We start from the raw sequence: 11,572 nt of genomic DNA, 5'->3' as shown, positions 1-11,572 counted from the left end.
GCGCCAGCCGCTGCGCATCGAAGGCGCCGAGGCGAACTTCGACGTGCCGGTCGGCCGCCAGCTCGACGGCACGGTGGTGCGCGAAAGCCGCAGCGCCTCGCTTGCGCCCTCCGGTCGCGAGATCGACATCGAGCTCGGCTACGCCTTCAAGACCGGCGAGCGCAGCCAGTGGCAGCTCAACCTGCTTCACGCCCTGGAGCCCGGCCACGACGCCAGCGCCCCGAGCGATACCGCGGCCATGGTGAACTACGCCTACTCTTTCTGATCGTTCCCTTCCAAGCCCGACGGCAGGTGCGCGTTGCAGAGCCTGCCGCCGCCCGTTAGAGTTCGCCCTTTCCTCGAGGCATGAAGAGAAGGGGCGAATGACCACGCTGATGATTCAAGGCACGACGTCGGATGCGGGCAAGAGCACGGTGGTCGCCGGGCTTTGCCGCGTGCTCAAGCGCCGGGGCATTCGCGTCGCTCCCTTCAAGCCGCAGAACATGGCGCTCAACAGCGCCGTGACCGAGGACGGCGGCGAGATCGGCCGCTCCACGGCGCTTCAGGCCCAGGCGGCGGGCGTTGCCCCGCACAGCGACATGAACCCGGTACTGCTCAAGCCCGAAAGCGAGCGCGGCGCCCAGGTGATCCTGCGCGGGCGGGTGCACGGCCATATGGACGCGATCGATTACCACGATTTCAAGCGCACCGCCTTCGATAGTGTCATGGCCGCCTGGCACGCTCTAGAGCGCCGCTTTGACGTGATCATCGCGGAGGGAGCGGGAAGCCCCGCGGAGATCAACCTGCGCCAGAACGATATCGCCAACATGGGCTTCGCCGAGGCCGTCGACTGCCCGGTGCTGCTGGTGGGTGACATCGACCGCGGCGGGGTGTTCGCCCAGCTCGTCGGTACGCTCGAGCTCCTGAGCGTCAGCGAGCGCGCCCGCACGCAAGGCTTCATCGTCAACCGCTTTCGCGGCGATATCGATCTGCTCACCCCGGGGCTCGAATGGCTCGAGGCGCGCACAGGCAAGCCGGTGTTCGGGACACTGCCGTTTCTTGCCGGGCACCTGCTCGATGCGGAGGACGCGGTCGCGGCCACCCAGGCCGAGAAGCACCCGCGAACCCTGAACGTCGTCGTGCCGCGCCTGCCGCGCATCAGCAATCACACGGATTTCGACGCCCTGCGGCTGCACCCGCAGGTGGCGCTGACCTTCGTCCCCGAGGGCGAGCCGATCCCGCCGGCGGACGTCATCATCTTGCCCGGCAGCAAGAGCACCGTGAGCGACCTGGCCTGGCTCGTACGCCAGGGTTGGCCAAACCAGATCAAGCGCCATCTGCGCTATGGCGGCAGGGTGCTGGGGATCTGCGGCGGTTTTCAGATGCTCGGTGAGTGGGTGGAGGACATGGATGGGCTCGAAGGCCCGGCGGGCCGCGTGGCGGGGCTTGGGCTCTTGCCCCTGACCACGCGCATGATGCCCGGCAAGCAGCTGTGCAACGTGACCGGGACGCTTGCGGGGGAGGGCGCGCGGGTCACGGGCTACGAGATTCACAACGGGGTGAGCGAAGGCGCAGCGCTCGAAAGGCCGCTGTTCGATCTGGGCGATCGCTTCGATGGCGCAGTGAGCAGTGACGGCCAGGTGTTGGGCACCTACCTGCACGGCCTGTTCGATCATCCCGAGGCTTGCGCGTCGTTGCTGGCGCGCCTGGGGCTGGCGGCGCCCGAGCCCATGGACTATGTCGCCCATCGCGAGCGTGAACTCGAGCGCCTGGCGGATACCCTCGAAGCGCATCTGGATATCGAGCGGATCATCGCCTTGCTGGCTAGCGCCTCCTGACGTGCGAAGGGAGGCTACTCCGGGCCGGTATCCTCGTCGCTGCGCGGCGTGCCTGGCGGCGTCCTCGCCTGGCCTGCTCGGCTTGCCATCAGCGTGATCTCCACGCGACTGGCGCCGCTCAGCTTGGGCGATTCGGTGCAGGTACGCGCGGGGTAGCGGCCCGGCTCGAAGAACTCGGCGTAGACGCCGTCGAGCGTGTGGATATCGCCAAGATCACACAGATGAATATCGACACGCACCACGTCGCGCCAGGCGAGTTCCTCCTGGCGAAGCATCCGCTCGAGCTCGCGCATCACGCGGCGGGTCTGCTCGCCGGTATCCAGTGAGGGGGACATGTCGTCGGCGATATCGGAGACGGTCAGCCCGGAGATGAACACGTAGTGGTCGTCGACCACCATGTGGCTGCCGGGGAAATCCGGCTTGGGCAGCGTCGGGTCGTTGATGAACTGGGGCATGGGCACTCCTTGTCGGCCGGTGAGAACTTTTCACCCTAGGCGTTACAGAAAGCACCTGCAAGAATCAAGTCGCGTTTGGTTAATCAAGGAATAACCAAGACATGTGGTTGCCCCTGCTGCTGATGTATTTCAGTGCTCAGGGCGTGCTTTTTGCGCATGAGCGTGCGCCCGATATGCGGCAAACAGCTTTGTAATATTAAATCACCGGACAGTAGGGCGATGCTGTTCAAGGGCTTGCTTGACGCTCGCAAGTTCATTCTGAAATACACATGCTCTACTGGCCTGATTGCATTGAGTTACTGAGAATCGCTACCCCAATGCTCCAGAAGCAGATCGATGAATAGTTGAGCGGTACTTGAAAGACTGTGGGAATTACTGCGTACCAAGCCGATGGAGCGTTGGATGTGCGGTTCGGGAAGTTTTCGAAAACAGAGCGTGTCGTGATCGTTACCGGGCATGGTCATGCGCGGCAAAATCGCCACCCCCAGTCCTGATTCGACCAGCCCCAGCGATGTGGAGAGGTGCTGGACCTCGTAGAAGCTGTTGAGGTGGATTCCCTCGGAGGAGAGAGCATTGTCCAATATTGTTCGATTACCACTGTCGCGGCTGACCGTGATCAGCCGTACATCCTCGAGATCACTCCATTCGATGCGCTTCTTGCTGGCGAGCGGATGATCAGAACGCAGGGCCAGTACGAAAGGGTCGCGCAGTAGCGGCGTAAACCTGACCTCGGAGCTTTGGGCACTTATCATGTTGATGCCGAAATCTGCCTCGCCGTTGATGACTCTCTCGAGCCCTTCGTTAGCACTAACATCCAGAATTCGAATGCGAATGCCGGGCCAAGCCTCGCTGAAGACGCGAATGACACTAGGCAAAAAGTAGAAGGCCGCTGTGGGCAGGCAGGCGATTGTCACGGTACCCTTCTGGTGGGTAACTAACTCCCGGATGCCGAGGATAGAGGACTCGTATTCTTCGAGCATCCTTCTGGCTCGAGGTAGAAAGTCGACGCCGATTGGTGTCAATCGTGTCCGCCGGGTAGTTCTCTCAAGTAGTTCAACTTCAAGGGTTTCTTCAAGTTTCTGAATACGTCGAGTCAAAGCGGGCTGGGACAGATGAAGACGTTGAGCTGCCTCGTGGAAGGTGCCCAGCTCGGCCACGAGAATGAACGCCTGCAGATCGAGAAATTCGAGTCTATGGAGCATGGGATTGTTGCGTAAAAGAGGAAGTTTGATAAGCAAAACACATTAATGCAAAAAGTGGATTTATAGCAACTCATATTTGCATTTGAGACATTAAAAACTGGCTGACATGCTCCGTTTCACGACCATTTAGAATCCACGGCGGAGCGCCATGAACAGTATTCCATGCGTCATCATGCGGGGCGGCACGTCGCGAGGCCCTTTCATTCGAATGAAGGATTTGCCTGATGAGCCCGAGCAGCGAGCCGAGATACTGCTCAGCCTAATGGGTTCAGGGCATGCCCTGCAGATCGACGGCATCGGCGGGGGCGATCCGCTCACGAGCAAAGTGGCTATCGTCGAGCGCTCGACCCATCCCGAGGCGGATGTGGACTATCTCTTTGCCCAAGTCGATGTGGTCAACAAGCGCGTCGATTTCAACCCCAACTGCGGCAACATGCTTTCCGCCGTGGGTCCTTACGCCATCGAGTCCGGATTGGTCGAACCTTGCGACGGGATGACTGTGGTGAGGGTACACAACCTCAATACCCAGCGCCTCATCGAGTGCCAGGTCCCGACACCGTCCAAACAGGTCGAGTACGAAGGTAACGTCACCATCAGCGGCGTTCCCGGAAGTGCCGCGGGTATCCAGCTCAGTTTCCTCGACATCATGGGCAGCAAGACAGGACAGCTTCTGCCCACAGGGCACGCCCGGGAAACCATCGCCGATATCGAAGTGAGCTGTATCGACGCGGCCACCCCGGTCATGCTGCTTCGGGCGTCGTCAGTAGGCTTGAGCGGGCATGAAACGCCGGCGGAGCTCGACGCGAACACCGCCTTGCTCGAACGCCTGGAAAGCTTGCGCCTCGAAGCGGGCCAGCGCATGGGGCTCGGGGACGTAAGTGAGAGCGTGCTGCCAAAGATCGTGCTGGTGTCCGACGCTCAGGAGGCCGCGCATACCCTTGACGTGCGCTATTTCGTGCCCCACCGGTGCCACAAGTCCATCGCCGTGACCGGGGCGATGGCGGTGGCGGCGGCGATCAACGTCCCCGAGTCCGTGGCCCATCAGATGGCCACCGCGTCGGATAAATTTACCGCTTCTACGCTGTTATCCAATATCACCTTGAAACATCCTTCCGGGTCCATCGAGCTGACAGCGCAATATCGAGAGCAGAACGCCTTCGATCTGGCGCGTATCTCGGTGGTTCGAACGGCTCGCAAGATCATGAGCGGGCAGATCTTCTACGCTACTCCTGCGAACAGGCAGGACCAGCCCGTTCTCGAAACCAGCGACTAGACCCTTCGATAAAACCCCCATCGACAATAATGAAAACAGGAGTAACGCCATGATCACCCTCGACTCTCGATACCCTCACGGCCCGCGGTTCTCCATGCTGAGCACTACCTGGAGCAAGGCACTGCTCGTCGTGGTCTGCTCGACGCTAGGCGTTCTCGGCGCGAACGCCCAGGCCAGCGAGGCGAACGTTCCCGAGACCATTCACTGGACCATTCCCTTCGGCGTGGGAGGCGGCACCGACGTATGGGCCCGTTTTTTCACCACCTGGATGAGCGATAACATCCCGGGCAATCCGACGCTTGTGATCGACAACGTACCCGGCGGTGGCTCGATCAATGGAAGCAACCTGTTTGCCATGCGTGCTGCCGCAGACGGCAGCCAGTGGATCGGTACTTCCGCCTCTACCCAGTACCCGGCCATGCTCCAGGATCGCCGGGTACGCTACGACTACGACGACTGGACGCCGATCCTCGCCACCCCCACTGGAGGGGTGGTCTACGCCCAGCCTTCACTGGGTGACGATGCCGAGGCGATTTTCGATGTGCTCGAGGACCAGCGCGTAAAGTTTGCCGTTCAAAGCCATACCGGACTCGAACTTCCGGTACTGCTGGCACTGGATCTCTTGGGCGCCGACGTACAGGCCGTGTCCGGCATGCGCAGTCGGGGAGAGGGACGGCTGGCGTTCGAGCGCGGTGAAGCGGACATCGACTTTCAGACCACGTCCGCTTATTTCAGTAGTGTCCAGCCCTTGGTCGACAGTGGCAAGGCCGTGCCGCTGTTCTCGCTTGGCGTGCTCGACGATAACGGTGACATCCAGCGTGATCCCGCCTTTCCCGAGCTTCCAACTTTCAATGAAGTGTACGAGGCGCGCCATGGCGAAGCGCCCAGTGGGCCTGCCGCTGAGGCGTATCGCAAGTTCTTCGCCTCCGGCTTCACCCTGCAGAAACTGATTCTGTTGCCCAAGGAGGCGCCCGAAGCACTGATTCGCGAGTATCGCGATGCGGCGCATCGATTCGTGGAAACCGAAGCATTCAAGGAGGCGTCCATGGCTCAGCTAGGGCCCTACACACCGGTGGTGGGCGAGGTGGTCGAACAGCATCTTCAAGATGCCATGTCTCTCGAGGAGTCGACCCGGGAGTGGTTGGTGACCTGGCTGCAAGAGCAGCACGGTGCTCGCCTTTAAAACGTCGGTCGATACCCGCAAGGCACCGCTTCGGTGTCTTGCGACCGTTCACCACTTGATAATTCGAGAGCCACGACAATGGTAGACGTTCTCTTTTCAAGCTTGGGGCAGCTGTTCACGGTGCCTCATATGCTGTACATGGTCATCGGTGTGCTCATCGGGCTCATCGTTGGCATCATTCCAGGACTTGGCGGCATCGCCGGCATGTCGCTTCTACTGCCTTTTCTCTACGGCATGGAGCCGTCCATTGCCTTGGGCATGTTGATGGGCCTGGTCGCAGTGATTCCCACCGGTGACACTTTCGCCTCGGTCTTGTTGGGTATTCCCGGTTCGAGCGCCTCACAGGCCACCGTGGTGGATGGCTTTGCTCTGGCCAAGAAAGGTCAGGCGGCCCGGGCGCTCTCCAGTGCCTTCCTTTCCTCCATGATCGGCGGGCTCATCGGAGCGATGGTGCTGACCGCCTTCATTCTAATTGCGCGTCCCGTGGTGCTTTCCTTCTCCTCCTCTGAGCTTTTCATGCTGACCCTGTTGGGGCTTTCCATGGTGGCGGTCCTGTCCGGCAAGGACGTTTTCAAAGGCGTGGCCGCCTGTGGAGTCGGGTTGTTGGTCGGCACCATTGGCATGGCACCGGCCACCGGCGAGTTCAGGCTGCCCTTTGAAATCGATTACCTCTACGATGGACTGCCGCTGGTGGTAGTGGGCCTGGGCATCTTCGCGCTTCCCGAAATCATCGATCTACTCGTCAAACGCGGCGCGATCGCCGAGCAGCCCTGTCAACTGGGCAAGGGTTGGAAGGAGGGCATGACAGATGTAGCCAGACGTCCGCGGCTGGTCGCGCGCTGTGCGGGTATCGGTAGCCTGATGGGGACAATTCCAGGTCTGGCGGGATCCGTGGTGGACTGGCTGACCTACGGCCACGCGGTACAAAGCGCCAAGGACAAGTCTCGGTTCGGCAAGGGGGACATTCGGGGCGTGATCGCCCCGGAGTCCGCCAATAACGCTTGTGCCTGTGGGGCGATGGTACCCACGTTGCTGTTCGGTATTCCGGGCTCGGGAACAGCGGCGGTGTTTCTCGGCGGCCTTTTGCTGCTTGGGCTTCAGCCGGGAGTCAGCATGCTCGAGACGAATCTCGATCTGACCTACACCATCATCTGGTCCCTGGCACTTGCCAACATTCTGGGTGCCGCGCTGTGTCTCGGACTTGCTCGACCCGTGGCGAGCCTGACTCGCGTGCCCTTCGTGATTCTGGCGCCGTTGATCATCACCCTGATTCTGTTCGCGGCCTATCAGGCGACCCGATCGCTGGGAGATCTGTTCGCCTTGGGTATCATCGGTGCCCTCGGGGTGCTGTTCAAGCAGGCGAACTGGTCACGCCCTGCCTTTCTGATCGGCTTCGTGCTTGCACCGGGGGCGGAAGCCTATTTCTATCAAGCCGCCCAGTTTCAAGGTACGGACGCGTTCTGGAGGCCTGGCGTATTGATCATTGGTGCTCTCATTGCAGCATCCCTGGTTATTCCGCCGCTGCGCGTCTACCTGAGAAAACGTCGCACTGCCGTATCCTCGCTGACACCAGAGGAAACGGCGCCGCTGGCACTCGGGATGATCGACATGCTGCTACTGGCAAGTCTTCTGATCGGTGCCGGGTACATGTGGTGGGCGTTTGACGATCTTTCCCTGCTTGGCGGCATCATGCCCCGGCTTGCGATCGCTATCATCGTAGCCGCCTGCGTGTGCGAAATCGTAAGGACCGCTATCAAGCCCAAGGCTTGGCAGTTGCAACCTTCTCACCAGCAACTATTGTGGATCGTCGGTTTCTTCGCTTTGGTCGGCTGCGTGATGATCTTTGGCTTTCTGGTGACCGCGGCGTTGTTCTGCCTTTGCTTTCTGCTGTTGGTCGCGCGTATTCAGCCCGTGGCAGCGGTGGGCCTAGCCGCCGGTGTCACTCTGTTTCTAGTCGGTATGGCGAACTTGCTGACCTTGACCTATCCCGCAGGCATGCTGGCAGGGCTCTAGCGCTCTTACTTGTCTCGTAGAGCGCATCCTGCCTCGATGATCGCCACCAGCCATGACGAACGCAAAAAGCCATTGAGTTGGCTTTTTGCGTTCTTGAGGCGTAGAGAGGGGCCTTACGCCGGGCGCTGGCGCCTGGCGGTCTAATGCTCTAGGCTGGCGAGCTTTAACGACCGCCCGGCCGGGCGGATTCAAAAGTCACGAGAGAACGCGATGAAGGTTGTTCAAATCAAGCAGGCCGATGCGCGCCGTGCGTGCCTGGCCAGGCTGTGTGCCGAGGTGTATGGCCAGCAGGCCGGGCTCACCCCGCTGGTGGAGTTCACCGGTACCCTGAACGTGCTGTTCGCTAACGAGAGCGCACGCCTGGTGGCCGGCGTCGGCGTCCAGGGTGAGCCGCTGGCGCTGGCCCTTCTCGTGCTCGACGAGAAGGGCGAGGGCATGACGCTGCGCCTGACCTGCGAGCTGGCTGAGGGTGCCAGGGCGCGCCTGGTGCGCGAGCTCGTGCTGAACGTGCCGCTGCGCGTCACGGCGGCAACGCCCAGCGAAGAAGCCTTCTACCAGGAGTGCGGCATCCAGTGCTGGTTCGACGGCGAAGAGGGGCAGCGCATCGGCGTAAACGCCCGGCACCCCGAAGCGCTCACCCCGACGCTCTCTTTCGACCCTGCACGCATTCTGCGCCGCTTCAAGCACGACCCCAAGGCGTTCGAAAGCGCCAAGCAGGCGTTTCTCGATGGCCTGAACACGCTTCCCGAAACGCTCTGACTCATCGGGCGAGTTCGCGCATGGCGCGCTCGAGCCCTTCGACGCTCAGCGGGTACATGCGCTCGCCGACGATCTCGCGAACGAGCCCGGTAGAGTAGGTGTAGTGCCAGGTGTTCGCGGGCGTCGGGTTCAGCCACACGAGCTTGGGAAAGCGCCGGGTCAGTCGCTCGAGCCACACCCCGCCGGACTCCTCGTTTACGTGCTCGACGCTACCGCCGGGGTGGGTGATCTCGTAAGGTGACATCGCCGCATCACCCACGACGATCACCTGGTAGTCCGGCCCGTAGGTGCGCAGCAGCTCCTCGGTGGGCAGGCGGTCGCTCTGGCGGCGGCGGTTGCTCTTCCAGACGCTCTCGTACAGGCAGTTGTGGAAGTAGACGTAGTCCAGGTGCTTGAACTCCGAGCGCGCCGCCGAGAAGAGCTCCTCGCACAGACGCACGTGATCGTCCATCGAGCCGCCCACGTCGAGAAACAGCAGCACCTTGACGGCGTTGTGGCGCTCCGGGCGCATCTGCACGTTCAATAGCCCCGCATCACGGGCGGTCTCGCGAATGGTGGCGTCGACGTCGAACTCCGAGCGCGCGCCCTGGCGGGCGAACTTACGAAGCCGGCGCAGCGCCATCTTCAGGTTGCGCGTGCCAAGCTCAAGGCTGTCGTCGTAGTCGCGAAAGCGCCGCTCGTCCCACACCTTCACGGCGCGGCGATGGCGCGAGCCCTCCTGGCCGATACGCATGCCCTCGGGGTTGTAGCCGTAGGCGCCGAAGGGGCTGGTGCCGCCGGTGCCGATCCACTTGCTGCCGCCGGCGTGGCGTTCCTTCTGCTCCGCGAGGCGCTGCTTGAAGGTCTCGATCAGCGCCTCCAGTCCGCCCAGCGAATCGATTTTGGCCTTCTCCTCTTCGCTTAACTGGTTCACGAACTCGCGGCGCAGCCAATCGTCGGGAATCAGCGCCTCGATGGCACCCTCAAGGCTCTCGAGCCCCTCGGACCAGGCGGCGAAGGCGCGGTCGAAGCGGTCGAAGTAGCGCTCGTCCTTGACCATCACCGTGCGCGCGAGGTGGTAGAAGCTCTCCATGTCGGCGAACACCACGCCGCGCTCGACCAGCGCGTGCAGATCCAGAAGCTCGCGCAGCGAGACCGGGACGCCGGCGCGTCTGAGCGTCTCGAACAGACCGATGAACATGGCTCAGCGGCCTGCGCGGCGCATCATGAAGGCGAGGCGCTCGAGCAGGTGGGTGTCCTGCTCGTTCTTGACCAGCGCACCGGCCAGGGGCGGCAGCGCCTTGGCCGGATCGCGGTGGTAGAGCGCATCGCGCGAGAGCTCGTCGCTCATCAAGAGCTTCAGCCAGTCGACGAGTTCCGAGGTCGAGGGCTTCTTCTTGAGCCCCGGCGCCTCGCGCAGCTCGAAGAAGACGTTGAGCGCTTCACCGACCAGCCTGGGGGCGATGCCGGGGAAATGCACGTCGACGATGGCCTTGAGCGTCTCGCGGTCGGGAAAGTCGATGTAGTGGAAGAAACAGCGGCGCAGAAAGGCGTCCGGCAGCTCCTTCTCGTTGTTGGAGGTGATGACGATGATCGGGCGCTGCTCGGCGCGCACGGTCTCGCCGGTCTCGTAGACGTGGAACTCCATGCGATCCAGCTCCTGGAGCAGGTCGTTGGGGAACTCGATGTCCGCCTTGTCGATCTCGTCGATCAAGAGCACCACGCGCTTGTCGGCACGAAATGCCTGCCAGAGCTTGCCGGGGCGAATGTAGTTGGCGACGTTCTCGACGCCCTCGACGCCGAGCTGGGAGTCGCGCAGGCGACTCACCGCATCGTACTCGTAGAGCCCCTGGGCGGCCTTGGTACTGGACTTGACGTGCCAGGTGATCAGTTCGGTGTCGAGCGAGCGCGCCAGCTCCTCGGCCAGCAGCGTCTTGCCGGTGCCCGGCTCGCCCTTGATGAGTAGCGGGCGCTCGAGCGTCACGGCGGCATTCACCGCCTGCTTGAGGGCCTCGGTCGCGATGTAGGATGGGGTGGAGTCGAACGCCATGAAGCTCCCTCTGTCTCGTGATGTGATGGCTAGTATGCGTAGCCACGCCGGCCGCTGGCAAGGCGAAAGCAGGGCGCGACGAGCGCGGCCAGCGATTCACGCCGAAGACGTCAGAAGGTGAGTGCAACCTGATGATGCACCACGGCATTTTTCTGCGCGGCGCTGGTGCACGAGGAGAGTGAAAGCTTTCCTGGCGATAGGGTCGATTTCATTTTTATTTCATATCTAATTGTTTTAATTGTTTTTTTTGAAACATGGCACGTTGATCGCAATATACTGGGCAAGCGGCAGACGAATAGAGTGGATCTTGAGTGACTCTTCCTTCGCTGCCAGGTCGCCGGAAGGTTCGGCGACACACCGAGTGAGCTGGCGTGCTCCACCTGGGTCCCCTTCGGGGGACCTTTTTTTTGTGCATAAAAAAGAGTCGACCAGACGCAAATATTATAAAGAAGTTCCATCGAAAATTTGGAAACAGTGTTCGATTGGTATATATTGTACAAGAACGTCGGATGCACCGGCATCAATCCCTGGCAAATCGAATAGGATGACCCCCATGAAAAAAGTGAAATTCCTGTCTGCCGCCGTGATTTCCGCAAGCGTCTTGATGGCCAGCCAAGCGGCCCTGGCTTTCCAGGCGGGCGATACCTTCGTTCGCGGTGGCTACTCCAAGACCGATACCGGCTCCGGCAATGGCAATGTCGCCGGTGACTCTCTCAACGTGCAGAACGAAAGCGGCTTCACTTTCGGTGCCGGTTACCTGTTCACCGACAAGGTGGGCATCGAGCTGAACAGCTCCGAGAAGTTCGATCATCGGATCAATACCGCTTCCGCCGGTGACATC

The 11,572-nt window shown here is 61.4% G+C and carries 9 protein-coding genes and 2 pseudogenes; 7 read left to right on the top strand and 4 right to left on the bottom strand.

All coding sequences use genetic code 11. From position 1 onward, the window contains the following. Both BIS11_RS03540 and BIS11_RS03535 read left to right on the top strand, forming a co-directional pair. Positions 1–265, top strand: a pseudogene (locus tag BIS11_RS03540) (peptidase S8); the annotation flags it as partial. Between the two features lie 97 nt (positions 266–362). After that, complete coding sequence (locus tag BIS11_RS03535) at positions 363–1,817, top strand: cobyric acid synthase (RefSeq protein ID WP_253585739.1); 1,455 nt, start codon at positions 363–365, stop codon at positions 1,815–1,817. Positions 1,818–1,831: 14 nt separating this feature from the next. On the opposite strand, the gene BIS11_RS03530 is transcribed toward BIS11_RS03535, so the two are convergent. Both BIS11_RS03530 and BIS11_RS03525 read right to left on the bottom strand, forming a co-directional pair. Further along, a complete protein-coding gene (locus BIS11_RS03530) occupies positions 1,832–2,272 on the bottom strand; it encodes a RidA family protein (RefSeq protein ID WP_253420607.1) in 441 nt (146 codons plus the stop codon). A 296-nt stretch (positions 2,273–2,568) separates the two neighbouring features. Beyond that, positions 2,569–3,474 carry a LysR family transcriptional regulator gene (locus tag BIS11_RS03525; RefSeq protein ID WP_253420604.1) on the bottom strand — a complete coding sequence of 302 codons (906 nt, stop codon included), beginning with the start codon at positions 3,472–3,474 and terminating at the stop codon, positions 2,569–2,571. Between the two features lie 148 nt (positions 3,475–3,622). Here BIS11_RS03525 and BIS11_RS03520 point away from each other — a divergent pair, with 148 nt between their 5' ends. The 4 genes from BIS11_RS03520 to BIS11_RS03505 all read left to right on the top strand — a co-directional run bounded on the left by BIS11_RS03520 (position 3,623) and on the right by BIS11_RS03505 (position 8,702). After that, positions 3,623–4,747 (top strand): 4-oxalomesaconate tautomerase, encoded by a 1,125-nt coding sequence (locus BIS11_RS03520; RefSeq protein WP_253420601.1) that lies wholly within the window; start codon positions 3,623–3,625, stop codon positions 4,745–4,747. A 49-nt stretch (positions 4,748–4,796) separates the two neighbouring features. Continuing rightward, the gene (locus BIS11_RS03515; RefSeq protein WP_253420598.1) at positions 4,797–5,930 is read left to right on the top strand and encodes a tricarboxylate transporter; all 1,134 of its coding nucleotides are present in this window, start codon (positions 4,797–4,799) and stop codon (positions 5,928–5,930) included. A 78-nt stretch (positions 5,931–6,008) separates the two neighbouring features. After that, on the top strand, positions 6,009–7,943 hold the full coding sequence (locus BIS11_RS03510; protein WP_253420595.1) for a tripartite tricarboxylate transporter permease: 1,935 nt from the start codon (positions 6,009–6,011) through the stop codon (positions 7,941–7,943). Between the two features lie 210 nt (positions 7,944–8,153). After that, on the top strand, positions 8,154–8,702 hold the full coding sequence (locus BIS11_RS03505; RefSeq protein ID WP_253420592.1) for a hypothetical protein: 549 nt from the start codon (positions 8,154–8,156) through the stop codon (positions 8,700–8,702). A 1-nt stretch (position 8,703) separates the two neighbouring features. On the opposite strand, the gene BIS11_RS03500 is transcribed toward BIS11_RS03505, so the two are convergent. Then, positions 8,704–9,882, bottom strand: coding sequence for a VWA domain-containing protein (locus BIS11_RS03500; protein ID WP_253420589.1), 1,179 nt, complete (start codon positions 9,880–9,882; stop codon positions 8,704–8,706). A gap of 3 nt (positions 9,883–9,885) precedes the next feature. Next, on the bottom strand, positions 9,886–10,731 hold the full coding sequence (locus BIS11_RS03495) for a MoxR family ATPase (RefSeq protein WP_253420586.1): 846 nt from the start codon (positions 10,729–10,731) through the stop codon (positions 9,886–9,888). Between the two features lie 553 nt (positions 10,732–11,284). Here BIS11_RS03495 and BIS11_RS03490 point away from each other — a divergent pair. Then, positions 11,285–11,572 (top strand): annotated as a pseudogene (locus BIS11_RS03490) (OmpW family outer membrane protein); the annotation flags it as partial.

It is taken from the genome of Halomonas sp. 707D4 (assembly GCF_024158685.1).
In the GTDB taxonomy this organism is placed as follows: Bacteria; Pseudomonadota; Gammaproteobacteria; order Pseudomonadales; family Halomonadaceae; genus Vreelandella.
The sequence above is the reverse complement of the archived record's forward strand: the minus strand, read 5'-3'. Positions and strand labels throughout refer to the sequence as shown.

Coding starts and splice junctions, on each gene's coding strand:
- BIS11_RS03515 (WP_253420598.1), top strand. CDS start 4,797: ATGATCACCCTCGACTCTCGATACCCTCACGGCCCGCGGTTCTCCATG.
- BIS11_RS03530 (WP_253420607.1), bottom strand. CDS start 2,272: ATGCCCCAGTTCATCAACGACCCGACGCTGCCCAAGCCGGATTTCCCC.
- BIS11_RS03495 (WP_253420586.1), bottom strand. CDS start 10,731: ATGGCGTTCGACTCCACCCCATCCTACATCGCGACCGAGGCCCTCAAG.
- BIS11_RS03535 (WP_253585739.1), top strand. CDS start 363: ATGACCACGCTGATGATTCAAGGCACGACGTCGGATGCGGGCAAGAGC.
- BIS11_RS03505 (WP_253420592.1), top strand. CDS start 8,154: ATGAAGGTTGTTCAAATCAAGCAGGCCGATGCGCGCCGTGCGTGCCTG.
- BIS11_RS03510 (WP_253420595.1), top strand. CDS start 6,009: ATGGTAGACGTTCTCTTTTCAAGCTTGGGGCAGCTGTTCACGGTGCCT.
- BIS11_RS03525 (WP_253420604.1), bottom strand. CDS start 3,474: ATGCTCCATAGACTCGAATTTCTCGATCTGCAGGCGTTCATTCTCGTG.
- BIS11_RS03500 (WP_253420589.1), bottom strand. CDS start 9,882: ATGTTCATCGGTCTGTTCGAGACGCTCAGACGCGCCGGCGTCCCGGTC.
- BIS11_RS03520 (WP_253420601.1), top strand. CDS start 3,623: ATGAACAGTATTCCATGCGTCATCATGCGGGGCGGCACGTCGCGAGGC.